Source organism: Thiomicrospira cyclica ALM1 (assembly GCF_000214825.1).
Lineage (GTDB): Bacteria > Pseudomonadota > Gammaproteobacteria > Thiomicrospirales > Thiomicrospiraceae > Thiomicrospira > Thiomicrospira cyclica.
The window spans coordinates 1,177,564-1,202,500 of record NC_015581.1; the positions used below are offsets into that span (position 1 = coordinate 1,177,564).

Here is a 24,937-nt window from a genome sequence, read left to right on the forward strand (position 1 = left end):
AAAATTTAGCGCATTATTATACATAATTTAACGGGGCGCTTGACGTCATCTTACAAAATCAACGCATTGTTTCAACTGGCTTTTTCAGCTACTATTGTGAGTCAATTTTGACTAAAGTCGCCAAATTTATGAAAAGCATGCAATCGAGCCGCCCTATTAGACCCTATGACACTGTTTTAATCAGTGGCTGCTCTTCTGGAATTGGGCTGGCAACGGCAGAGTTGCTTCACCAGCAGGGCTACCAAGTTATTGCAACTTATCGCAAAACGGAAGACCTGTCACGATTAGAGGCCTATGGCTTTTTTGGCTACATCCAACTCGATCTGGCTGACTCTAATAGTATCAACCAGGCCTGGCAAAAAGCTTTAGAACTTAGCAATCATAAAATTTACGCGCTATTCAATAATGCCGCTTTTGGCATCCCCGGCGCCTTAGAAGACGTCAGTCGTGAGGCGCTCGAGAATCAGTTTCAAACCAATGTATTTGGTACGCATCAACTTACTCAGCTAGCCGTAAAACATATGTTAGTGCATAGCGGCGGTCGTATTCTACAAAACAGCTCTGTACTTGGGTTTATTCCGATGAGTTTACGAGGCAGTTATAACGCGAGTAAATTTGCCCTTGAAGGCTTAACTGCGACACAACGCCTAGAGCTGGCAAATGATCCCATTGACCTTGTTCTACTGCAGCCGGGGCCGATTATTAGTCAATTTAGATATAATGCGCATCAAAACTACCTGAAATGGATAGCAGATCAACCCAGCCGTTATGAAGCGACCTACCATAATATGACCAATCGCTTAACCGCTGAAACCGCACCCGCACCTTTTACCCTGCCTGCTGAGGCGGTTGCAGAGGTTGCACTAAAAGCACTAAGAGCCAAACGCCCAAAAGTGCAATACCCCATTACTGTGCCGACCAAAGTCTTCCATTTTATACGTCGCTTATTGCCGGCACGCTGGCTGGATTATTTACTTATTCTTGCTAGCGGCGGAGGCAAACGCTAATCATGCAACACGAACAACTTAGCCGGATTCAAACCCGGATCAATGCGCATCTCAACCAAAAAATCGCTCAATTAACCGACTCGACCATTGCCATCGCCCCCCTCACCGAGGCACTCGTTTATGCGAGTTCACAAGGCGGCAAACGCTTACGGCCTGCATTGTGTTTTTCCTTAGGCACATCGCTTGGTGTGTCTGATGACGCCTTATTAGATTGCGCGGTGGCCATTGAGTTTATTCATGCCTATTCTTTAGTACACGACGACCTACCTGCGATGGATAATGATGTTTTGCGTCGTGGCCAACCGACCTGTCATATTCAATTTGACGAGGCAACCGCGATTTTAACCGGAGACGCCCTTCAAGGCCTTGCCTATCAAACCCTAATAGAATCAGCACACCTGACGGCACAACAAAAAGTGACCGCTTGCCAGTTGCTATTAGAAGCCGCTGGCCCAAGAGGCATGATTGCCGGTCAAATGCTTGATATTTTAGGGGAAAATGCTGAACTTAACTTGGCACAGCTTACCCAACTTCATCAACTAAAAACTGGGGCGCTTATCACTGCCAGCCTTTTGCTAGGCGCTCTAACATCATCGCATTTTGATGAACTAAAACCGATATTAATAACATTGGGTAACACCCTTGGGCTCGCATTTCAAATTCAGGATGATCTTCTAGATATTGAGGTACCAACTGAAGCCCGCGGTAAAACCCAAGGGCGAGACGCTGAACTCGGTAAAAGCACCTATCCCAGCTTATTAGGATTAGACGGTTCAAAAATCATGCGCGACCAACTGATTAGACAGGCCAATGACGCTTTAGAAAACATTGCATCCAACCCAGCTGTGACCGGCGACCTGCGCTTTTTAGCGAACATCATTCGATTTATTGGCGAGCGTCAGCATTAAATTCGTTATAATTATGCTGATAAAACACGGTAACAAGAGTACACCATGAAAAAGAACTTTATTCTCACCACACAGTTAGATTTTGCCGCTGCTCACCGCCTGATTGGCTATGAAGGTGATTGCGCAAAACTTCATGGGCACAATTGGAAAATCGAAGTCTCAGTTATTGGATATAGCCTTAATGATATTGGTATGGTTGTTGATTTTAAACTAGTAAAACATCATGCTAAAGCCGTTGTCGCTGAACTAGATCACAGTTATTTAAATGATCACCCGCACTTTCAACGCACCAATCCGACGGCAGAAAACATTGCGCATTATCTTTACAATGAGCTAGCGAAACGTCTAAACCAGGATCAATTTAAAATGCATCAAGTCCGCGTTTGGGAAAATGACCGCAACTATGTAACCTACTCAGAAACTGAACACTAGATAAGTAAGGCTGGCTATGTTTTCACTAACACTACTACCCAGCCACCAAGATCATTGGTTTATTACAACTATCTCTGTCATTTTAGTAACCCTAGTTGCCAGTCCAATTCTTTTTAAACTAACCTACCTTTTACCACGGCTATTATTTAAGACTCAGCAACTACAATGGCGGCTGTTGCTTCGCCCGCTAAGGCATGTGTATAAAATTAACACACCCTGGTATCGCAAAAGCAGTATGTTTCATAGCGCCCTTTTTTGGCAAGCGAACCCATCGCCACTAAAACCCAATCGAGTCAAACAATGGCATAGAATTGGATGGCTAAGCTTACTCATTCCCCTGCTCAGCCTGGTTATGATTGCTGACACGCTAAACGCAATCATCATCACATTGCTAGGCTGGTGGCTTTTAGTGAGTGCCGAGATCGACCAGGAACATCAATTGTTATTGGATAGCTTAACCTTGCCGCTGCTATGGATTGGTCTTTTAGTAAACTTAATCTTGGACTGGGTGAGTTTAGAACAAGCTGTTTTGGGCGCCATTATGGGCTATGTTCTGCTTTGGAGTGTCTATCAAGTGCATTTTGCACTCACAAAACGTGAGGGTATGGGCTATGGTGATTTTAAATTAGCCGCCGCACTTGGGGCATGGGTGGGGTTACAAAACTTACCATTAATTTTGATTTTAGCCGCCATGACTGCACTGTTAATAAGTCTATGGCGACGTTGGCGTTTTGCCGAGCCAATGGATCAGATGTTTCCATTCGGTCCGAGCCTGGCAATCGCAGGCTGGCTAGTCATAGCACTTCTGGCACTTAAACAGTAAGTATGTAATTGATGTGTATTCGTTAAATTAAGTGCCCAGCTTAGATTCAACCACTTCGCACACCTTGGTCATTTTGAGGTTGTTACTTTTAGCAAAGTTCATAACGTACTCAAACATACCCGGATTTTTAATCTCCAATTCGGTATCAATGATCAAACATTTCTGACCTTGATAGAGTTCGGGATGCATTAAGTCTGAATAAACCAAACGATGAGAAGCGCCATAAGACGCCATTAAAGACGAGATGCGATCAATCCAATCGCTCGGACGAAATTTACGCCCGTCTTCTGTTACCCCTTCAATAATAAACTTACAATGTTGCGTCAAGACCATCTTCTCTTGTTCATTTAAAAACATGGAGCAAATTTTAGCACAAATAAGATTTTTTAATACCCATAGACTATTGAATTTATTAACAGTCATTATAGGTTTTAACTATGTGGCGATTATTTTTGCAATAATAAACGACATCTTTTGGTCTCTAGGCACAAATACCCTATAATACCTTCATTTAAATGACATCAGTTTCTAGGATCAGGCCGCTATGACCAGGTTTCAAACCGACGACCTTCGCATCAATCACATTACTGAAGTACAACCTCCCATTGCGTTGCACGAAAAATTCCCCATTACAGACACCGCAGCTACCACGGTGTTTAAGACTCGACAAGCTATTAAAGCCATCTTAAATGGTGACGATGATCGCCTTTTGGTCGTTATTGGGCCTTGCTCTATTCATGATACTCAAGCCGGTCTAGCCTATGCTGAAAAACTGGCCACGCAAATTGACAAGTATGCGAACGACTTACTCATTGTAATGCGAGTCTATTTTGAAAAACCCCGAACCACCGTTGGCTGGAAAGGGTTAATCAACGACCCAGATCTGAACGAAACCTTTAAAATCAACAAGGGCTTAGAAAAAGCTCGTGGGTTTTTACTTAATGTGAATAGCCTTGGTGTTCCGGCCGCGACAGAATTTTTAGACCTAATTTCGCCGCAGTATATTTCTGATCTAGTCAGCTGGGGCGCTATAGGCGCGCGAACCACTGAAAGCCAAGGACATAGAGAGCTCGCCTCAGGCCTATCATGCCCTGTCGGTTTTAAAAACGGTACTGATGGTGGATTTAAAGTCGCCGTTGATGCTATTCGAGCCGCTAATCGCCCTCATATTTTCATGTCTTTAACAAAACAGGGACACTCAGCGATTTTCTCAACCACTGGGAATGAGGACTGTCATGTAATTTTACGCGGCGGCAATGATGGCCCAAACTATGCGCACCCCTTTGTTGAACAAGCCGTACAAGAACTGCAAAAAGCTGGGGTGCAGCCGAAACTGATGATTGACTGTAGCCACGCTAATAGTTCTAAAGATCATTTGAAGCAGATGGAGGTAGCCCGCTCTATTAATGAGCAATTAGCGAATGGCTCACCCTATATTATGGGCGCTATGGTTGAAAGCCATTTAGTAGCTGGCCGCCAAGATGTTATCTCAGGCCAATCACTCACTTTTGGTCAAAGCATTACTGATGCTTGTATCGATTGGCCAATGAGCGAAACCTTGCTTGAAATGTTAGCTGATGGGGTGCGTTCCCGCCGGGCAAACAACCCATAAGTAAAACCGATAGTACAACTGTAGTACGCTACCAACTAAGGCTTTATTGACTAGCAAAATGGCTAAAGCCATTTCCGCTAGTCTCAGTAAACTGAGTCAAGCATTTACCATCTATTCGGATACCCAAACTGTCTGAAACCACTCCAATCCGTGATAATTTAAGTCCAAGTTGCGCACTGATTTGCATAGCCCTTTGTATATTAGCTGGGTCTAGTGTAAAACACAGTTCGTAATCATCACCAGCTACCAGCGGCTTGATTGGATCAGCCGCTGACCAGGCTTTAACGCTATCCGTAATAGGCATAGATAACATGTTCAGCTCAGCACCAACGCTTGAAGCCTGCAAAATATGATTTAAATCGGCTAATAAGCCATCTGATATATCGATGGCACTCGTTGCTAAATCAACCAAGGCCAAACCCAGCGCAACGCGAGGCTCTGGCCGATTTAATTTCGCTAATGCCGCTGCCGTAGCAAGAGATTCAGTCTGCTGGCCTGCTAAAGCCATTTGTAAACCTAAACCACCTTCACCAAGATGACCAGATACGAAAATAACATCGCCGGGCTTAGCGCCATTACGTCGTAACGTCGAACCTGTCTTAACCCAGCCATGTGCCGTAATCGTAATACTAAGGAGACCTCGTGTTGTATCACCACCAATAAGCGGTAAAAAGCCGTTAAGCGTTTGATGAGAGACCTGCTGAGCTAACGCCGCTAAACCGCTCGCAAAATCCTGCAACCAGGCCTGATCATAACGCTCTAAGGTTAACGCTAGAGAATAGAATGCTGGATGTGCTCCCATTGCTGCCAAATCACTTAGATTGACTGCAAGCGCTTTCCAAGCCATGTCAAATGCTGACGTTCCGTGCGGAAAATGCACACCCGCGATCGATGTATCGGTCACCACTACCAGCTGATGACCCGCTGGCGGCGTCATAATGGCACCATCATCACCGATACCCAACTCATCTGTCGCTAAACCATGACTCAAAGGTGTAAAGTAGCGATCTATTAATTCAAACTCCATAGCAATAATTAGCGACTAAATTCTGCGGCACGCAATTGTTTGGCCACCTTATCAACAACCCCATTAATATACTTATGAGCATCTTCAGCGCCAAAATATTTAGTCAGCTCTACCGCTTCATTGATAATGACTTTTGAGGGTACCTGCAACTGCTCCTGAAGTTCGTAGACAGCCATTCTCAGAATGCAACGCTCGACCGGATTAATCAGCTTCACAGAGCGATCTAAGAACGGCGCATAGATTTCATCAAACAATGTCACATCCTGCGTGACCTTGTTTAGAATTTCTTTAAACCAGGTACGATCTACATCACCCAGCAAACCCTCTTCAAAAAACTGTTTTTCAATTAAATAAGTATCCTGTGGATTAAGCGCCCATTGATACAGGGCTTGTAACGCGACTCGCCTGGTTAAGGTCCGCTGTGATACAGCAGTAGCCTCTTCATCAACCCTCTCAGAAGGCTGTTTTATTAAGTCTGCTAAATCCAGCTTTTCCCAAATATGGTCACTCATGTTTTAAATCTGCTTTAACACGTTAATCATTTCAATGGCGGACATCATCGCTTCACCACCTTTATTACCCGCTTTCGTCCCCGAACGCTCAATCGCCTGTTCAATAGAGTCAACGGTTAACACCCCAAATGCTACCGGCGCATTGTGGTCTAACATGACCTGACCCAATCCTTTGGCACATTCACCGGCAACATAATCAAAATGCGGCGTACCACCGCGAATTACCGCACCTAAAGCCACTACGGCATCATATTCGCCCGATGCCGCCACTTTTTGCGCCGCCAATGGAATTTCAAACGCACCGGGGACTAAAATTTGGGTTATATGCTCTGGATTACCACCATGACGCACAAAGGTATCTACCGCACCACTAACCAAGTGATCAACCACAAAACTATTAAAGCGTCCAACCACTAGCGCCACTTTCATACCATCTGCTTGTAAATTTCCTGACACTACTTTCATTTCATTATCCCTGCTTATCAATATATTGTTCAATTTCAAGTCCAAAACCACTTAAACCATTTAGCTTCCAGTGGGCCCCTATAACATTCAAGCGTGACACACCTAAGTCGGCGAGAATTTGGGCACCAAGACCATAAGTTTTTGTATCGTCTTCAGCGAAGGAGTCTGGATGCTGAATACCTCTGTCTGCTAACTGATAACGCGCAACTCGGTCTAATAGATCGACTGCTTCTTCGTGTTTACGTAACACCACAATGACACCAGCACCCGCAGCTTGAATTTGCTGCATCGCGGCATCTAATGACCAACCACACTCCTCTCGTTGCGAACCTAGCAAATCACATAGAGTATCTTGCATATGTACACGAACAAGGGTTGCTGTATCAGACTCAATCTCACCACAGACTAATGCAAAATGCGCTTTATGATCTAAACGATCTTCATAGGCATAGAGTTTAAATTCACCATGACGTGTTGGTAAACGGCAGGCTGATACGCGCTCAACAGTTTTTTCATTTTGAAGCCGATATTGGATCAAATCGGCAACGGTGCCCAGTTTTAAGTCATGCGCTAGTGCAAAACGTTCCAGATCATCGCGTCGAGCCATAGACCCATCCTCATTCATAATTTCGACGATAACCGAGGCGGGCTCAAAACCAGCAAGACGGGCTAAATCACATCCGGCTTCTGTATGACCGGCCCGAGTTAAAACACCACCAGGTCTGGCCATCAAAGGGAAAATATGCCCAGGTGTTACAATATCTGCGGGATTCGCATCTGGCTTAACGGCGGCCAATACCGTAATCGCGCGGTCACTCGCAGAGATGCCGGTCGAAACGCCATCTGCTGCCTCAATGGAAACAGTGAAATTAGTACCATGAGGATCCTGATTATCTCGAACCATCAGCGGTAAATGCAATTGCTGGCAACGCTCTTTAGTCAGCGTTAAACAAATCAGACCACGACCATAACGCGCCATAAAATTAATCGCTTCAGGCGTCACTTTTTGCGCTGGAATAAGCAAGTCACCTTCGTTTTCACGATCCTCATCATCCATCAATATCACCATTTTACCTTGGCGATAGTCTGCCAGAATCTCTTCAATACTACTTAATTCCATGCCTAAACCTTTGCTTTGTGTCTTTTTCGACTTAATATCCGCTGCTAGCTAAAAAATCAGCCGTAATCTTTGATGGCGCTGGAGCTTGCTGCCCTTGAAGTAACCGCTCAAGGTAACGCGCTAACAAGTCAACCTCTAGGTTAAGCTGTGTTCCAACCTGCCAATCAACGATAGTGGTATTGTCCATAGTATGTGGCACAATATTGACGTCAAAGGTATGCCCATCAACATGGTTAACTGTCAAGCTAATACCATTAATACAAACCGATCCTTTGTGCGCAATATAGTGCGCAATAGTGTTGGGGGCCGAGATGACAAAACGCCATGATCGAGCGTCTTGTGACACGCGAAGCACCTCTCCGACCCCATCAACATGTCCACTAACCAGATGACCACCTAAACGATCGGCTAAACGCAGGGCTTTTTCTAAATTAACACGAGAACCAACCTTCATGGAACCCAGCGTTGTTACCCCAAGGGTTTCAGCCGAAACATCCGCGACAAAAAAATCAGCGCCTAACTCAATGGCGGTTAAACAAACACCATTGGTTGCAATACTATCGCCCAACTGAACATCCGACAGAGCCAATGAACCCGTTGCCAGAGTTAATCGCCAATCGCCATTTTTCGGTTCAATCGCCTTGATATGCCCAACTGCCGCAATAATCCCTGTAAACATGCTATTCCTTTTCCAATTGATAACGCGAGTATATATTATCGCCCAACATTGTCTGTTCGACCAGTTTTAAACGTGGGGCTTGAGACAGTTGCGTTAAGGTTTGGGTAACGAAACAACTCTGTGCGTCCTGCCCCAACACCAAAGGTGCACTAAACCAATGAATCTCGTCAACACAATCAATGGAAAGCATCGCACCAGCTAAAACCCCTCCGGACTCAAGCATGACATTATTACACTGATAGTGTGATGCTAAATGCGCTAGCACCGACACCAAGTTAACTCTATGTTGCGGGTCACAATCAACCCCATGAACTTTAATACCCTTTGCCGCAAGCTGCGCAACCTTATCGGCTTGGGCGCATAACGTTGCCCTGGTTGTATAAATTATCAAAGCGTCCGCTTGCTGACAGAGCTTCGCATTCAAAGGTATACGCAACCGACTATCTACCACGACCTTCATCGGTTCAACACGACCGGCACTTGACCAGCCCTGAGCATAAAACGCCGAATCATCAAGTCGCACCGTTAATCGAGGATCATCAGTGATAACACTAGCAATCCCGGTGATAATGGCACATTGCTGCGCGCGTAATAGATGACCTTGCGCCCTTGCTAGTGCATTGGTAATCCATTGGCTTTGACCGTTAGCTAAGGCCACCTTCGCATCAACACTCGTGGCTAACTTTAAACTAACATTAGGCCGCCCTCGTTGCATCCGGCTGACAAAGCCTTTGTTAAGTTGTTGTGCTCGTTTCATTGCCACGCCTTGGGTGACCTCAATGCCTGACTCCTGAAGTGCTGCAATACCGCGCCCAGAAACCCGTGGATTGGGATCGATCATAGCAATTACCACCCGTTTAATACCGGCTGTAATGAGTGCATTGCAACAAGGCGGTGTTTTTCCAAAATGCGAGCAGGGCTCTAGGGTTACATAGGCTGTGGCACCACGTGCTCTATCACCGGCCATGCGAAGAGCTAACACTTCAGCATGAGGCTCACCGGCACGCTGATGCCAGCCCTCTCCAATCAGCTGGCCTTCTTTGATTAAAACACAACCGACAGCTGGATTAGGACGGGTTGATAAGCGACCAAGACTTGCAAGATCCAGCGCACGATTCATCCAAATTGAATCCGTGAGCGAATGAGGATATGAGCTTAGCATGAGTGTAGTAATTAGGTTTTAGCAGCCGTCAGAGCCATTAACTTTTCAACTTCCTCACGAAAAGCCTCGACATCTTGGAATGAGCGATAAACAGACGCAAAACGAACATAAGCAACTGGGTCTAAGTCACGTAATGCACTCATTACCCATTCACCAATACGGCTCGCGGGCACTTCACGAGCACCCTCAGCCATTAAACGTTTAATAATTTGCTGGATAACATCATCAATACGATCACTGGCTACTGGGCGTTTTTCAAGGGCTTTCAGTAAACCTTGCCGCAATTTAGCATCGTCAAATTTCTCGCGATTACCATCTGATTTAATAATTCGCGGCAAACTTAACTCAGCCGATTCATAGGTTGTAAAACGCTCACCACAGTTAAGGCATTCACGGCGACGGCGAATTTGATTACCTTCACCCGCCAAGCGTGAATCGACCACTTTTGTTTCTGGCGTATTACAAAAAGGACAATGCATAATCTGATCTTACCTAGGCCTGGTATACCGGGAAACGAGCACACAAAGCAGTCACTTTTTGACGGATCTGGTCGATAACAACCTGATCCCAGGTTTCATTAGCTTGATCACAGGCATCAATCACATCACAAATCCAGCCTGCTAATTCCTTACACTCCGCTTCTTTAAAGCCTCGAGTAGTAATAGCCGCCGTACCAATACGAATACCACTGGTTACAAATGGCGACATAGGATCATTTGGTACCGAATTTTTGTTGATAGTAATGTGCGCATCGCCTAGTGCGGCGTCTACCAATTTACCCGTTAGACCTTTTTCAATTAAGCTAACCAAAAATAAATGGTTTTTTGTGCCGCCAGAAACGACGTCTAAACCACGTGCCATGACCACCTCAGCCATGGTCTGGGCATTGGTAACCACTTGCTGTGCATAGGTTTTGAAAGCGGGCTCCATCGCCTCTTTAAACGCAATCGCTTTCGCAGCAATAACATGCATTAATGGGCCACCCTGCGTACCCGGGAACACCAAAGAATTTAGTTTCTTCTCTATATCTGGGTTAGCTTTAGCTAAGATTAAGCCACCACGAGGGCCGCGCAAGGTTTTGTGCGTTGTAGTCGTTGTTACATCAGCGATTTGCACCGGGTTGGGATAAACACCCGCCGCCACCAGTCCTGCAATGTGAGCCATATCCACTAACAAATACGCGCCGACCATGTCTGCAATATCACGGAAACGTTGCCAATCAACAATTTGCGAGTAGGCAGAAAAACCGGCAATAATTAACTTGGGGTTATGTTCTTTGGCGAGAGCTTCAACTTGCTCATAATCGATTTCCCCTGTCTCAGGGTTTAGACCGTATTGAACCGCATTATAGATTTTACCCGAGAAATTAACTTTCGCACCATGGGTTAAGTGACCGCCATGCGCTAAGCTCATACCCAGAACCGTATCACCTGGCTCTAATAAAGCCATAAATACAGGCGCATTAGCTTGCGAGCCCGAATGCGGCTGAACGTTTGCATAATCAGCGCCAAACAATTGCTTCGCTCGCTCAATAGCTAAGGCTTCAACCACATCAACATGTTCACAACCACCGTAATAACGTTTTCCTGGATAACCTTCCGCATATTTGTTGGTAAGAACGGAACCTTGCGCTTCCATAATACGCGGGCTGGTATAGTTCTCAGAAGCAATAAGCTCTATATGGTCTTCTTGACGCTGGGCCTCTTTAGCAATAGCCACAGCTACATCATCATCATATCCAGCAATCGTCATGGTTTGGTTAAACATTTATCTACTCCAACTTATATCAGGCTACTTTAAAATAGAAGTAATTTTAACAGCTGTTACAAAAATACACCATGTAAAAAGCGTGATCGACTTTCACAATTGAACAAACTTAGGTAAAGTTAGTGAGATTAATTTATTCAGTTTAAATAGGATTTCGAATGGCTCAATTTGTTTACACCATGAACCGAGTAGGTAAAGTGGTTCCCCCGTCAAAATACATCCTAAAAGATATTTCATTATCATTTTTTCCTGGTGCCAAAATTGGTGTTCTGGGTTTAAACGGATCGGGTAAATCCACCCTACTGCGAATTATGGCCGGTATTGACACCGATATCGTGGGTGAAGCGCGCCCTCAACCTGGCATTAAAGTGGGTTACTTACCCCAAGAGCCCCAACTCGATCCGAGTAAAGACGTGCGCGGGAATGTTGAAGAAGCGGTCGCTGACATAAAACAAGCCATGGCCGATTTGGACGCAATTTATGCCGCTTATGCTGAACCTGATGCCGATTTTGACAAACTCGCCATTAAACAAGCGGAGATTGAAGATAAAATTCAAGCCATGGATGGACATAACCTAGAACGCGCGCTTGAAATTGCTGCTGATGCCTTGCGCCTTCCGGCCTGGGATGCGGATGTGACCAAATTATCGGGTGGTGAACGACGCCGAGTTGCCTTGTGTCGCTTGCTCCTATCCAAACCTGACATGCTGTTACTCGATGAGCCGACCAACCATTTAGATGCCGAATCGATTGCTTGGCTGGAGCGCTTTTTACTAGAGTTCCCTGGTACCGTTGTCGCAATTACCCATGACCGCTACTTCCTCGATAATGCCGCGCAGTGGATTTTAGAGCTCGACCGTGGCCAAGGTATCCCCTATGAGGGCAACTACTCTTCTTGGTTAGAGCAAAAAGAGCAACGCCTGGAACAAGAAGCCAAACAAGAAGTTGCACGTTTAAAAACCATTAAACAAGAATTGGAATGGGTACGCGCCAATCCCAAAGGCCGTCACGCCAAATCAAAAGCGCGTATGGCACGCTTCGAAGAACTCAGCAGTGTTGAAAATCAAAAGCGCAACGAAACCAACGAAATCTTTATTCCAGTCGCTGAACGGCTTGGTGAAAAAGTCATCGAAGTCAACCACATCAAAAAAGGCTTTGGTGACCGCCTGCTGATTGAAGACTTACATTTTAAATTGCCACAAGGTGGTATTGTGGGGATTATTGGGCCCAACGGCGCCGGTAAATCAACGCTCTTTAAAATGCTGACTGGACAAGAACAACCCGATAGTGGCGAGATTGTGTTTGGTGACACCGTGCAACTCTCTTATGTTGATCAAAGTCGAGATGCTCTGGACGACACTAAAACGGTTTGGGAAGAAATTTCAGGCGGTGACGAGATTTTTATGGTGGGCAATTTTGAAGTCAATACACGAGCCTATTGTTCACGATTCAACTTCAAAGGTGGCGATCAACAAAAACGGATTGGAGAGCTTTCTGGTGGTGAACGTAATCGCGTACACTTGGCCAAAACCTTGCGCAAAGGTGGTAATGTATTACTGCTTGACGAACCTACTAATGATTTAGATGTTGAAACCCTGCGCGCATTAGAACAAGCCTTACTTGATTTTGCGGGCTGTGCCGTTGTTATATCACATGACCGTTGGTTTCTTGATCGGATCGCTACGCACATGTTGGCCTTTGAAGGTGATTCTCATGTTGAATGGTTCGAAGGCAACTTCACCGATTATGAAGCTGACTTAAAACGTCGTAAAGGGGCTGAAGCCGCACAACCACACCGTATTAAATACAAACCTATTAAAGTTTAAGGAGCAACGTATGGCCGATCAACAGCAACACTTAGCTTCCAATCTTATCGCAATCGCTAATGCCATGCCCGACCCAATCTTTGTTATGGGTCGGGATGGTACTTACCTTGATATCATTGGCGGTAAAGAACGCAGCCTTTATGCCGATGGCCATCCATTAATTGGCAAAAACTACTCGCAGGTATTGCCTGAAAAAATGGCAATGCGTTTTTTAAATGTGGTTCAAAAAGCCATTCAAACCCAATCACTGCAAGAAGTTGAATACCAACTCTCCAACGCCGAAGTACAAGGCATTGAGCCGATAGGTCCAAGCGGAGGGCAATGGTACGAGGCGCGGGTTTATCCTATTGATGGTGACGCCTACGGGCAACCAGCCGTTATTTGGCTGGCGATCAATATCACCCAACGCAAGCACATGGAAGAACAGATTGAACATCTGTCTCAAAACGATGCGTTGACCGGCTTCTACAATCGGGATTTCTTCTTAAATCTTTGCGACGAATTAATTAACAAAGCACGGATGAATCATCAAGCCCTATCACTGATTAAAGTTGACCTCGATTGTTTCAAAAACATTACCGATGGCTATGGTCATGAATTAGGTGATCAAGCCATATTGCAAGCTGCCCACGCACTCGAAGTGACATGCAAAGACTTGGGTTATATTGGCCGCTTAAGTTGTGATCAATTTATGTTAGTCTTAGATGGAGTCAAAGGCGTTGATGCTTTCCGTATCGCAAAATTAGCACAGGAAAAAATCACCGCGCAAAAAATTCGTCTTGACGAAAACACCACAACTTGTTTGACTAGCAAAGCGGGTGTAACTGAATTGCGAGAAACGGATGAAGATAGTCGTCATTTGTTTAATCGCGTGCAGGAAGCGATTGTTGCGATTAAGAGCAGTCGTGAGAATACTAAAATGGCCTAACCGAGAATTTACGATAACACTTGGCCATACTATAAAAACGATAAGGAGAGACTCATGAAAAACTGGTTAAAAACCCTAGCTATTGCTCTGACACTTGGACTGGCAAGCACTGCTGGTCATGCCGCCGATGAGGGTGCAAAAGTTGTTTATCATGTTGATTTTAGTGATGTCACCCGCTATTCAGCCACTCTTACATCAATCAATAACATCATGAATGCCTACGAAAATGAGCTTATGGACGCCGATGTGCATTTAGTGTTTGTTGGTTTTGGGTTACGTTTTGTGACCGATGATGGCTTAAGCGGCACACCTTATGAACATGATGCCGCACTACTAGAGCGTCGCGATGAGTTAAAAGGTCGTCTTGACGCCCTAATGAATTCACGTGGTGTACAAGTAAAGCTCTGTGATCATACGCGTAATGAAATTAACCTTGACCCAGCCAAGATCTACGATGGCGTTCAGTTGGTTGGCTCAGGCGTTTTTGATATTGCAATCTTGCAAAGTCAAGGCTATGCCTATCTAAAAATCCAATAATCACAACCATCCTTAACTTGAATGAAAGCCCATTAAAAAGCCCCTTCCGGGGCTTTTTTTCTACTCAATTTCAACAATATCGACCTTTGTTAAACCGGTATCTGTTGCATAGTGAGTAATTTCTGCTGGTGATGTCGCACCGAGTTTCGTCATCAAGTTTTCACGATGCTTTGATACGGTACGGTCACTAATATCCAACATTACTGCAATATCCTTGGTTTTAAACCCTTCCGCAATCAACTTAGTCACTTGCTTTTCACGAACAGAAAGCTTGCGCATACTGCGCTTCTTCTTAACCGGACTAGCATTTTCAATGACGGCCATTACGTGGGGCTTAATAACATCATCAACAAACAAATTACCGTTAACAACCTTTACTAAACCATCTAATAAAGATGACTTAGCCACTGATTTCGTTGCAATACCATGAACCCCCATTTCAAGAGCCTCAACCCAAACACTGGGCGTTAACGCCGAAGTCAATATCATAATTTTTACTTTTGGATGGCGACGCTTTAATTGTGAAATCGTATTAAAGCCATTAAGTTTTGGCAATGCCAGTTCCATAACAATCAAGTCTGGCTCCGTCGCGCGAACCATTTCCATTGCAACAATACCATCACCCGCTTCTCCGACGACACTAAACCTTTCATCTGCTTCAATTAGGCTTTTTATAGCCCCACGAACCAACTCTTGATCTTCGGCTAATACTAGTTTTATTTTGTCAGACATTCCGGACTCCCGTCTTTGTGATAGAAAATGATTTAATAACAAACCCGCGAAAAAATAGGTAACATACGCTTATATTATTGGTGGTTATATTACCATGTAAATTTTTTTTACAACAAGATTTTTCATATAAAACGAACTTAATTATCCCCATTTATGCAAAATTCAATAATTTAAACGCCAAATAGCAGGCCTCACACTTCTATTTACAAATACCCAGCACAAACACACTGGGCAAACTCAGGTAAAATAGGACTATTTTTTAGGCCGACAGGATAATGACATATGACCAATACTCGCACCGTCCACGACAGTATGGGCGCCATGACACTCCCAGAAAATGCACTCTATGGCGCACAAACGCAACGAGCCATCGAGAATTTCCCAATCAGCCACCAGCCAATGCCAAAACCATTTATTTTGGCATTGGCTGAGGTTAAACTCGCTTGCGCAAAAGCCAATCATCAACTAGGACTCATGTCCGACCAACAGCTTAATGCCATCGAGCAAGCCGTCAAACATATTTTGTGTCAACAACCAATGGACGCATTTCCAGTAGATGTTTTCCAAACAGGTTCTGGCACGAGTTCAAACATGAACATGAACGAAGTAATATCAACACTCGCAGAACAACTCGTTAATGTCAGCATCCACCCTAATGATCATGTCAACATGAGTCAAAGTTCAAATGACGTGATACCAACGGCTTTGCACGTTAGCGCTAATCGCTTGATGAGCGAACAACTTCTACCGGCCATTAACCACCTGATTGAAGTTTTAGCAAATAAAGAGTTAGCCGTGGTCGGTATTGTTAAAACAGGTCGTACGCATTTAATGGATGCAATGCCTATTACGCTATCCCAAGAATTATCCGGCTGGCGAGCACAGCTATCTCAAAATCTGACTCGTTTAACTCAAACTCAACAACGTCTAAAAGCACTTGCGCTTGGTGGCACAGCCGTCGGAACAGGTATTAACGCACCGACCAATTTTTCAGCAACCTTTTGCAAGCACCTCAGCGAGATGCACCAAGATACATACCAGCCAATGGATAATTTCTTTGTCGGCTTAAGTAGTCAAGACACGGTGTTGGAGTTGAGTGGCCAACTTAATGTTCTTGCGGCCAGTTTAATGAAAATTGCCAATGATTTACGCTGGATGAACTCGGGTCCTCTCGCTGGTTTGGCCGAAATTCAATTGCCGGCTTTGCAACCGGGGAGCTCTATTATGCCAGGCAAGGTAAACCCGGTTATACCAGAAGCTGTGGCAATGGTTTGCGCGCAGGTCACGGGCAACCATACCGCGATTACTATTGGAGCACAGTCTGGAAATTTTCAACTCAACGTAATGCTGCCGATGATCACCTATAATCTTTTAAACGCTATTGAATGGTTAAGCAACGCTATGTATCAACTTGCTGATAAAGCCATTCAAAATTTTAAGGTAAATTTAAGCCAGCTCGATCACGCCCTTGCTATTAACCCAATCCTAGTCACGGCTCTTAATGGTGTGGTAGGCTATGAAAAAGGTGCTGAAATTGCCAAAACCGCTTATCAAACAGGGCAAGCAGTTATTGATGTAGCTGAACAGCTCACTGACCTTGATCGCGACACCTTAATGAAACTTTTAGACCCTAAACGTTTAACAGAGGGCGGTACACCCGGCCTTTAAACCAAGTAATGTAAGGAGTAGTAAATGGCCTTAGTTAATCTAACTGCCGATGCTTTTGATGAATTTATTGCACAGCATGATATGATCATTTTCGATTTTTGGGCTGAATGGTGCGGACCATGCAAACAGTTTGGACCCGTATTTGAAGCGGCCTCTGAACAACACCCCAATATTATGTTCGCTAAAGTCAATGTAGAAGAGCAACCAGACCTGGCGAATATGTTTCAGGTACGTTCTATTCCAACCATTGCATTTATGCGTGAAAAAGTGGTGGTTTACGCCAACCCCGGTGCTTTACCTGCTAGTAATTTCGAACAAGGTATCCAAGAAATGTTGAACCTTGATATGGCTAAAGTGCATGCCGATGTGGCTGAAATGCAACAGCAGCAATAATCGACAAGTAGAAGTCTGCAGGGGCTGTTGGCTGGCTAAAAGTATAATCAAATTACCACAAGCAAGCCGCACCCAGCACGCCACTTGAATCCCCTAATTTAGGTGCAACTAAGCGGGTATCAACGCAATCACTAAAAACCCAATTGCACCATAGCCTTGGTACCGATTCATATAACGCGCTCATTTGGCTCAGCCCGCCACCTAAAACAATTACTTCGGGATCAAAGACGTTTATGACGTTTGCTAGCCCCTGCGCTAAATGCTGACTATAATCCGCAAAAGCGGATTGCGCCAAGCTATCACCCTGCTGATAGGCTTGATAAACAGACTGCGCATCTGGCCAACAGGTTTGATACTGTTGATTGGTTCGTTTTACCCAGCCGGGACCCGATAAATAGGTTTCAGTACAATCCTGCTGTCCGCAATAACAAACATGAGATTGCTCTGGTTTTTCGGGAGTTTGCCAAGCTAAGGGATTATGACCCCATTCACCGGCAATTCCATTCACCCCAGCTATAAGCTGACCATCGAAGACCAAACCACCGCCACAACCGGTACCAATAATCACCCCAAATACGCTCTGTGCGCCTTGCGCATGACCAAATAACGCTTCAGAAAGAGCGAAGCAATTAGCATCATTGGCAATTCTGACTCGCCCATCTAATGCACGATTTAAATCCACCAACAAAGGTTGCCCATTAAGCCAAGTTGAATTGGCGTTTTTAACCAGGCCTGATTGCTTGGCAATAGTTCCCGGAATGCCAATACCAATGGGCAAATCGGCAACACCTTGCACCAGCTCCAGTTGATGAATGAGTTTTACAATCTGCTGACAGGTATCAGCATAGTTACCACGGATAGTAGGCTCTCGATAACGATAAAGAATCTCGTGCTGAGCATTAATCAATGCGATTTCAATCTTGGTGCCACCTAAATCTACGCCAATCCTCACGACGATTGCGCAAAGGTTTGCGCCTCCATTGCTTTTAACCAAGCAATCTCTTCTGCTGAAAATCCTGCTTCGACTCGGGCTTCATAGTTAAACGGGCCACGAATATCACCATGAAAATACTGATGCAAAATAGCTTGAAAAGTCTCAAATGGATTACGTCCCTGCTGCTCACATAAATACCGAAACCAACGCGTTCCTACCGCGACATGCCCAATCTCATCGCGCAATAGAATTTTTAAAATTTCTACCCCACGCTGGTCGCCAACAGCCCGTAAACGCTTAATCATGTCGGGTGTCACATCTAGGCCTCGTGCTTCTAAGGTACGCGGCACCATCGCCATTCGAACCAATGGATCATGATCCGTTTCATAGGTAGTTAACCACAAGCCATTATGTGCCGGAAAATCGCCATAATCATAACCTAGCCCAGACAAATGTTCTCGAATCATCTGAAAATGGTAGGCCTCTTCGGTAGCAACCCCTAACCAATCAGCATAATAGTCGCGTGGCATGGTCTGAAAGCGATACAAGGCATCTAACGCCAAGTTAACCGCATTAAACTCAATATGCGCAATAGCGTGCATTAAGGCCGCATGTCCTTCCGGTGAACCCAAGCGCCGTCTCACCAAATCTTTCGGCGGCACTAATTCAGGACGATCGGGACGACCTGGGTCGGCAATTCGTTCAATCTTGCCAGTTGGTGTCATATCGACAGCGTTTTCACTCCAAGCCACAATCAACGCATCCAACTGCTGCAACTTATCCGTTAAGTGCTTAGCGGTTAAACACCGGTATACTTGTTGAAAAAATAACACGGCTTCTCCCTGTGCCTTGGCTACTCTTTATTATTAATAATAACCGCCTAAAATTAAGCTTACGTTGTTTAGACAAAAAAAAAGCCGGCTAAGCCGGCTTTTTGAGATGCATCACCTAGGGTCAATAAAATTATTGACGATAGTAAACTGCCATCAGGTAACGAACGCCCATGAAATTCTTCGTGTCAATCGCATTAAAAAGGGTAGCCCACTTTAAACGATCTTCAGGAGTCATGACAGAGTAAGGAGCACGAACATACTGCTTACCGTCTTTTTCAAAGCGCCACTGGTCTTCATACTTGACTTCCATACGAGTCAATTCTTCGCGACATTGTTGTACAGTAGTTGCCTGCTGCACTTCACGCGCTGCCGTATTACCACCTTGAATACCTGCCTCGATCAATAGTTTTGCATCAGCAACACATTGCTCGAAGACTGATGCAGCATGCACATTCATAGAAAATGCTGCAACACCAGATAGGACCAAAGCTTTAAGAGTTAATTGCTTCATCGATTACTCCAAATAGGATTTGCCTCTCTAGCATTAGTAATTTTCGCGTCTTTCCACCAAAAATGCAAGTCTTAAGCAGATAGAATATTACCAATTCCTTATTAATTGCGCTTATAGGTAAAGCACCTCAAGAATTTCATATTCAATCGTCCCACCGGGCGCTTGCACCATCACCTCATCACCCTCTGCTTTGCCAATTAAAGCACGGGCAATCGGAGAGTTAATCGAAATTTTATTTTCCTTCACATCCGACTCTTCATTACCAACAATACGATAAACCACCTCTTGGTCGTTATCGATGTTTAATAACTTTACCGTCGCACCAAAAATAATCTTTCCATGGGCTTGCACTTGCGTTACATCAATAATTTGCGAATGACTGAGTACGCCCTCAATATGCTTAATACGCGCCTCAATTAAGCCCTGCTGTTCACGAGCCGCATGGTATTCAGCATTTTCTTTTAAATCGCCATGCTCCCGTGCTTCCGCAATGGCCTGAGTAATGCGCGGACGCTCTTCTTTTTTTAAACGATTTAATTCGGCCTGTAACTTATCCGCACCTTCTTTGGTCATAGGATGTTTTTGCATAGTCATCTGCTCCTTAAAATGCAAAGAAGCCGGCACCAAGGCGCCAGCTTCTGCAACAAGTGTAACAATAAAATTAGTTTAAATCTTGTAAACGATGTACCGGTTGATCATCTAAATAATCCATCGCCGCGACCGTAGCAAAGGCACCTGCCATGGTCGTTGTATAACACACTTTATGCATAAGTGCTTCACGACGAATCCCTGACGAATCCTTAATGCTGACCGAACCATCCGAAGTATTAACAATTAATTGAATTTCTTCATTTTTAATCGCATCAACGATATTTGGACGACCTTCCGCAACTTTATTAACCAATTCACACTCGATTCCCGCTTCTTGTAAGGAGGTAGCTGTACCACGGGTTGCCACCACACGAAAGCCTTTTGCTTGCAACTGTTTTGCCAGATCAATAACTTTCACGCGGTCTGCCTTGCGAACGCTGAGGAAGGCTTTACCCTCCCGCGGCAATATGGTGCTCGCCGCCAGCTGTGCATTCGCATAGGCCTGCGGAAAGTTAGCTCCCACCCCCATAACTTCACCGGTTGATTTCATCTCTGGGCCTAAAATCGGGTCCACACCCAAAAACTTAATAAATGGAAAAACCGCTTCTTTAACCGAGTAATGCTTGGGCATGATTTCTGTAGTAAACCCTTGTTCAGCTAGAGACTGTCCGACCATACAACGTGCGGCAATTTTTGCTAAAGGACGACCGATCGCTTTTGACACAAAAGGTACCGTCCGAGATGCGCGCGGATTCACTTCCAAAACATAAATATCATCGCCCTTCACAGCAAACTGGGTATTCATTAAACCCACAACATCCAAGGCTTTAGCCATTTGCTCAACCTGGTTACGAATCTCGTCTTGGACCGATTTTTTAATACTATAAGGCGGTAGTGAACAAGCTGAGTCACCCGAGTGAATACCTGCCTGCTCGATATGTTCCATCAGGCCACCGATAACCACTTGCTCACCATCACAAATAGCATCAACATCTAACTCAACGGCATCATCTAAGAAACGGTCTAACAAAACGGGTGAATCATTTGACACCTTCACAGCAAACTTCATGTAACGAAGTAGGTCTTCTTCTGAATAGACAATCTCCATTGCACGTCCACCGAGTACATAGGATGGGCGCACAACCAGAGGATAACCAATCTCTTTTGCCAGGGTCACTGCTTCATCTTCACGACGCGCAGTTCGGTTAGGCGGTTGACGCAGATTGAGCTTGTTAAGCAGCTGTTGAAAACGCTCACGGTCTTCGGCTAAGTCAATCGAATCAGGACTGGTACCAATAATTGGCACACCCGCCGCTTCAAGATCACGCGCCAATTTCAGCGGCGTTTGACCACCATACTGCACAATAACGCCCTTTGGTTTTTCAATTGCCACAATTTCAAGCACGTCTTCTAATGTTAACGGCTCAAAATACAAACGGTCTGAGGTGTCATAGTCGGTTGAAACTGTTTCAGGGTTACAGTTAACCATAATGGTTTCATAACCGTCTTCACTTAACGCCATCGCCGCATGAACACAACAGTAGTCAAACTCAATACCCTGACCGATACGGTTCGGACCGCCACCAAGCACCATAATTTTGTTTCGGTCAGTTGGTTGCGCCTCACATTCTTCTTCATAGGTTGAATAAAGATAAGCCGTAGAGGTTGCAAACTCAGCGGCACAGGTATCTACCCGTTTATACACAGGACGAATACCAAGCGTATGACGGTATTTTCTAACCAACGCACTATCGGTTTTTAACAAGGCGGCAATGCGATTATCCGAAAAACCTTGGCGTTTTAGTTGTTTCAAAAAGTCGGCTTCTAAGGCGTCTAAGCCTTTGGCCATCATTTGACGTTCAGACTCGACCAACTCTTCAATCTGTGCCAAAAACCATGGATCGATTTTGGATACCTCAAAGACTTGCTCAACTATCCAACCCGCACGGAAAGCATCGGCAACATACCAAATGCGGTCAGGACCCGGATCACGCAATTCACGACGCAAAATATCGCGAACATCTTTTTCATCCGTGGTAGCAAGATCAATCATTTCATTTAAGCCATCCATGCCGGTTTCTAAACCACGCAAGGCTTTTTGCAAAGACTCTTTGAAATTACGCCCCATCGCCATGACTTCACCAACCGACTTCATTTGCGTCGACAAGCGCGCCTGGGCCTGCGGGAATTTTTCGAAGGTAAAACGCGGCAATTTAGTAACCACGTAATCGATCGAAGGCTCAAACGAAGCCGGTGTTGCACCATTAGTAATGTCGTTTTTCAATTCGTCAAGGGTATAACCTACCGCCAGTTTGGCCGCCACCTTGGCAATTGGAAAGCCCGTTGCTTTAGACGCTAAAGCCGATGAACGTGATACACGCGGATTCATCTCAATCACAATCATTCGCCCGCTTTCAGGATTTAACGCAAACTGTACGTTGGAACCACCGGTTTCAACGCCAATTTCACGTAACACCGCCAACGAGGCGTTACGCATGATTTGATATTCTTTATCGGTTAGGGTTTGTGCAGGAGCCACTGTAATCGAGTCGCCAGTATGAACGCCCATCGGATCAAAGTTCTCAATCGAACAAACAATGATGCAATTGTCCTTTTTATCGCGAATAACTTCCATCTCGAATTCTTTCCAACCCAAGATAGACTCTTCAATTAACAACTCTTTTGTCGGCGACAAATCAAGACCAAACTTACAAATCTGTTCAAATTCTTCACGATTATAAGCAATACCACCACCCGAACCACCGAGGGTAAATGAAGGGCGAATAACCGTTGGAAATCCAACTTTAGCTTGAATTTGCCAAGCCTCATCCAAATTATGCGCAACTTCAGAATAAGGCATATCCAAACCAATTTTGGTCATAGCTTTACGGAAACGATCACGGTTTTCCGCCTTATCAATTGCGTCTTCACTCGCGCCGATCAATTCAACATGGTATTTTTTCAGCACACCATTGTGGGCCAAATCCAACGCACAATTAAGGGCTGTTTGTCCACCCATCGTAGGCAAGATCGCATCGGGGCGTTCTTTCGCAATAATTTTTTCAACAACCTGCCAAGTAATTGGCTCAATGTAAGTCGCATGCGCTAAATCCGGATCACTCATAATCGTGGCCGGATTTGAGTTAACCAACACGACACGATAACCCTCTTCTTTGAGTGCTTTACAGGCTTGGGCGCCAGAATAATCAAACTCGCAGGCCTGGCCGATAATAATCGGGCCGGCACCGATAATTAGAATTGTTTTTATATCTGTTCTTTTTGGCATGGGAATTCCTTGATTCGTGACCTTTACGCTGAGGCCGAACGATACTGATTAATCTGGACAATAAATTGGTCAAACAATGGCGCTAAATCATGTGGCCCCGGACTCGCTTCTGGGTGACCTTGGAAACTGAACGCAGGTCTGTCTGTCAAGGTAATACCTTGTAATGAACCATCAAACAATGAATTATGGGTCACTTTAACGTGCGCAGGCAGAGTTGCGGGATCAACCGCAAAACCATGGTTTTGAGAGGTAATCATTACCCGTCCAGTCTCTAGCTCTTGAACGGGGTGATTGCCACCATGATGACCAAACTTCATTTTTAGCGTTTTCGCACCCGCCGCTAAGGCTAATAACTGATGTCCTAGGCAAATACCAAATACCGGTACTTTAGCCGCTAAAATCTCACGAACAGCCTCAATAGCATAATCGCAAGGCGCGGGATCACCAGGTCCGTTAGATAAAAACACGCCGTCTGGGTTCATAGCTAACACCTCAGCGGCTGAAGTTTGTGCTGGAACTACCGTTAAACGACAACCACGATCAGCCAGCATCCTTAAAATATTACGCTTAATACCATAATCAAAAGCCACAACATGTCGGGTTGCTTGCGCCGAACGATCAACGTGCCCCTCACCTAATTGCCAGGTACCTTCATGCCAGGTATAGGCCTTACTGACCGTAACTTCTTTAGCTAGGTCCATACCGTTTAAACCTGCAAAGGCCTGTGCTTTTGCTACGGCAGCAGCAGCATCAATTTGCACACCAGCTACAATAACGCCACTTTGTGCACCTTTTTCACGCAGAAGACGCGTCAATTTTCGGGTATCAATATCCGCAATAGCGACAACATTTTGAGCTTTTAAATAATCAGGCAAGCTCTGCGTTGCCCGAAAATTACTCATCACTCGAGGGCAGTCCCTTACAACCAAGCCCTGCGCCATAATATTGGGCGACTCTCTATCATCATCATTAACACCAACATTGCCAATGTGTGGGTAGGTTAAGGTTACGATTTGTTTATAGTAAGAAGGGTCTGTTAAGATTTCTTGATAACCTGTCATTGAGGTATTAAAAACCACCTCTCCCACACATTCACCTTGAGCGCCAATAGCTCGACCCCAAAAGAGCGTGCCATCGGCTAGTGCCAGTAACGCTGATGCTTCCATGTTTTGCCCCAAAAAGTC

Annotated in this window: 26 protein-coding genes; 10 read left to right on the forward strand and 16 right to left on the reverse strand. The window is 45.0% G+C overall.

What is annotated here, in order from left to right; translation table 11 throughout:
* Positions 1-128: 128 nt before the first annotated feature.
* The 4 genes from THICY_RS05250 to THICY_RS08620 all read left to right on the forward strand — a co-directional run bounded on the left by THICY_RS05250 (position 129) and on the right by THICY_RS08620 (position 3,170).
* A complete protein-coding gene (locus THICY_RS05250) occupies positions 129-1,007 on the forward strand; it encodes an SDR family NAD(P)-dependent oxidoreductase (RefSeq protein WP_013835572.1) in 879 nt (292 codons plus the stop codon).
* Positions 1,008-1,009: 2 nt separating this feature from the next.
* Positions 1,010-1,915, forward strand: a complete 906-nt coding sequence (locus tag THICY_RS05255) for a polyprenyl synthetase family protein (protein ID WP_013835573.1) — start codon at positions 1,010-1,012, stop codon at positions 1,913-1,915.
* A 45-nt stretch (positions 1,916-1,960) separates the two neighbouring features.
* A complete protein-coding gene (gene queD / locus THICY_RS05260; protein ID WP_013835574.1) occupies positions 1,961-2,347 on the forward strand; it encodes a 6-carboxytetrahydropterin synthase QueD in 387 nt (128 codons plus the stop codon).
* A 235-nt stretch (positions 2,348-2,582) separates the two neighbouring features.
* The gene (locus tag THICY_RS08620) at positions 2,583-3,170 is read left to right on the forward strand and encodes a prepilin peptidase (RefSeq protein WP_245534939.1); all 588 of its coding nucleotides are present in this window, start codon (positions 2,583-2,585) and stop codon (positions 3,168-3,170) included.
* A gap of 27 nt (positions 3,171-3,197) precedes the next feature.
* Here THICY_RS08620 and THICY_RS05270 read toward each other — a convergent pair whose 3' ends face one another.
* Positions 3,198-3,503 carry a DUF3579 domain-containing protein gene (locus tag THICY_RS05270; RefSeq protein WP_041435703.1) on the reverse strand — a complete coding sequence of 102 codons (306 nt, stop codon included), beginning with the start codon at positions 3,501-3,503 and terminating at the stop codon, positions 3,198-3,200.
* A gap of 211 nt (positions 3,504-3,714) precedes the next feature.
* Between THICY_RS05270 and THICY_RS05275 the strand changes: the two genes are divergently transcribed.
* Complete coding sequence (locus THICY_RS05275) at positions 3,715-4,782, forward strand: 3-deoxy-7-phosphoheptulonate synthase (protein ID WP_013835577.1); 1,068 nt, start codon at positions 3,715-3,717, stop codon at positions 4,780-4,782.
* A gap of 43 nt (positions 4,783-4,825) precedes the next feature.
* Here the strand turns inward: THICY_RS05275 and thiL are convergent, their stop codons facing one another.
* From thiL to glyA, 8 genes are read right to left on the reverse strand one after another with little or no spacing between them, the layout of a single operon-like run.
* Positions 4,826-5,809 carry a thiamine-phosphate kinase gene (gene thiL, locus THICY_RS05280; RefSeq protein WP_013835579.1) on the reverse strand — a complete coding sequence of 328 codons (984 nt, stop codon included), beginning with the start codon at positions 5,807-5,809 and terminating at the stop codon, positions 4,826-4,828.
* Positions 5,810-5,817: 8 nt separating this feature from the next.
* Complete coding sequence (gene nusB / locus THICY_RS05285; protein WP_013835580.1) at positions 5,818-6,321, reverse strand: transcription antitermination factor NusB; 504 nt, start codon at positions 6,319-6,321, stop codon at positions 5,818-5,820.
* A 3-nt stretch (positions 6,322-6,324) separates the two neighbouring features.
* Positions 6,325-6,786 (reverse strand): 6,7-dimethyl-8-ribityllumazine synthase, encoded by a 462-nt coding sequence (gene ribH / locus THICY_RS05290; protein ID WP_013835581.1) that lies wholly within the window; start codon positions 6,784-6,786, stop codon positions 6,325-6,327.
* 4 nt (positions 6,787-6,790) lie between these two features.
* Positions 6,791-7,906 carry a bifunctional 3,4-dihydroxy-2-butanone-4-phosphate synthase/GTP cyclohydrolase II gene (ribBA, locus tag THICY_RS05295; protein WP_013835582.1) on the reverse strand — a complete coding sequence of 372 codons (1,116 nt, stop codon included), beginning with the start codon at positions 7,904-7,906 and terminating at the stop codon, positions 6,791-6,793.
* A 31-nt stretch (positions 7,907-7,937) separates the two neighbouring features.
* The gene (locus tag THICY_RS05300; RefSeq protein ID WP_013835583.1) at positions 7,938-8,585 is read right to left on the reverse strand and encodes a riboflavin synthase; all 648 of its coding nucleotides are present in this window, start codon (positions 8,583-8,585) and stop codon (positions 7,938-7,940) included.
* Position 8,586: 1 nt separating this feature from the next.
* Positions 8,587-9,705, reverse strand: a complete 1,119-nt coding sequence (gene ribD / locus THICY_RS05305; protein ID WP_041435384.1) for a bifunctional diaminohydroxyphosphoribosylaminopyrimidine deaminase/5-amino-6-(5-phosphoribosylamino)uracil reductase RibD — start codon at positions 9,703-9,705, stop codon at positions 8,587-8,589.
* A gap of 53 nt (positions 9,706-9,758) precedes the next feature.
* Positions 9,759-10,226: a transcriptional regulator NrdR gene (gene nrdR, locus THICY_RS05310; RefSeq protein ID WP_013835585.1), complete on the reverse strand. Its 468-nt coding sequence runs from the start codon at positions 10,224-10,226 to the stop codon at positions 9,759-9,761.
* A gap of 13 nt (positions 10,227-10,239) precedes the next feature.
* Positions 10,240-11,514 (reverse strand): serine hydroxymethyltransferase, encoded by a 1,275-nt coding sequence (gene glyA, locus THICY_RS05315; RefSeq protein WP_013835586.1) that lies wholly within the window; start codon positions 11,512-11,514, stop codon positions 10,240-10,242.
* Between the two features lie 158 nt (positions 11,515-11,672).
* Between glyA and ettA the strand changes: the two genes are divergently transcribed.
* The 3 genes from ettA to THICY_RS05330 are packed head-to-tail and all read left to right on the forward strand — an operon-like array spanning position 11,673 to position 14,805.
* A complete protein-coding gene (gene ettA, locus THICY_RS05320; RefSeq protein ID WP_013835587.1) occupies positions 11,673-13,340 on the forward strand; it encodes an energy-dependent translational throttle protein EttA in 1,668 nt (555 codons plus the stop codon).
* Between the two features lie 10 nt (positions 13,341-13,350).
* A complete protein-coding gene (locus tag THICY_RS05325; RefSeq protein ID WP_013835588.1) occupies positions 13,351-14,268 on the forward strand; it encodes a sensor domain-containing diguanylate cyclase in 918 nt (305 codons plus the stop codon).
* Positions 14,269-14,322: 54 nt separating this feature from the next.
* Positions 14,323-14,805 carry a DsrE family protein gene (locus THICY_RS05330; protein ID WP_013835589.1) on the forward strand — a complete coding sequence of 161 codons (483 nt, stop codon included), beginning with the start codon at positions 14,323-14,325 and terminating at the stop codon, positions 14,803-14,805.
* A 60-nt stretch (positions 14,806-14,865) separates the two neighbouring features.
* On the opposite strand, the gene THICY_RS05335 is transcribed toward THICY_RS05330, so the two are convergent.
* Positions 14,866-15,537, reverse strand: a complete 672-nt coding sequence (locus THICY_RS05335; RefSeq protein WP_013835590.1) for a response regulator — start codon at positions 15,535-15,537, stop codon at positions 14,866-14,868.
* A gap of 282 nt (positions 15,538-15,819) precedes the next feature.
* On the opposite strand from THICY_RS05335, the gene THICY_RS05340 reads away from it, so the two are divergent.
* Together THICY_RS05340 and trxA are read left to right on the forward strand one after the other, a co-directional pair.
* On the forward strand, positions 15,820-17,205 hold the full coding sequence (locus THICY_RS05340) for a class II fumarate hydratase (RefSeq protein ID WP_013835591.1): 1,386 nt from the start codon (positions 15,820-15,822) through the stop codon (positions 17,203-17,205).
* Positions 17,206-17,229: 24 nt separating this feature from the next.
* A complete protein-coding gene (trxA, locus tag THICY_RS05345) occupies positions 17,230-17,598 on the forward strand; it encodes a thioredoxin (RefSeq protein ID WP_013835592.1) in 369 nt (122 codons plus the stop codon).
* A 52-nt stretch (positions 17,599-17,650) separates the two neighbouring features.
* Here trxA and THICY_RS05350 read toward each other — a convergent pair whose 3' ends face one another.
* From THICY_RS05350 to carA, 6 genes are all read right to left on the reverse strand, one after another.
* The gene (locus tag THICY_RS05350) at positions 17,651-18,550 is read right to left on the reverse strand and encodes an ROK family protein (RefSeq protein WP_013835593.1); all 900 of its coding nucleotides are present in this window, start codon (positions 18,548-18,550) and stop codon (positions 17,651-17,653) included.
* Entirely contained in the window at positions 18,547-19,365 is an 819-nt protein-coding gene (locus tag THICY_RS05355) for a ferritin-like domain-containing protein (RefSeq protein WP_013835594.1), read from the reverse strand. Before THICY_RS05355 ends, THICY_RS05350 begins: the two co-directional genes overlap by 4 nt.
* A gap of 130 nt (positions 19,366-19,495) precedes the next feature.
* Entirely contained in the window at positions 19,496-19,876 is a 381-nt protein-coding gene (locus THICY_RS05360; RefSeq protein WP_013835595.1) for a hypothetical protein, read from the reverse strand.
* Positions 19,877-19,987: 111 nt separating this feature from the next.
* Complete coding sequence (gene greA, locus THICY_RS05365) at positions 19,988-20,470, reverse strand: transcription elongation factor GreA (protein ID WP_407635094.1); 483 nt, start codon at positions 20,468-20,470, stop codon at positions 19,988-19,990.
* 67 nt (positions 20,471-20,537) lie between these two features.
* Positions 20,538-23,753: a carbamoyl-phosphate synthase large subunit gene (gene carB / locus THICY_RS05370; RefSeq protein ID WP_013835597.1), complete on the reverse strand. Its 3,216-nt coding sequence runs from the start codon at positions 23,751-23,753 to the stop codon at positions 20,538-20,540.
* A 23-nt stretch (positions 23,754-23,776) separates the two neighbouring features.
* Positions 23,777-24,919 (reverse strand): glutamine-hydrolyzing carbamoyl-phosphate synthase small subunit, encoded by a 1,143-nt coding sequence (carA, locus tag THICY_RS05375; RefSeq protein WP_013835598.1) that lies wholly within the window; start codon positions 24,917-24,919, stop codon positions 23,777-23,779.
* Positions 24,920-24,937 lie beyond the last annotated feature (18 nt).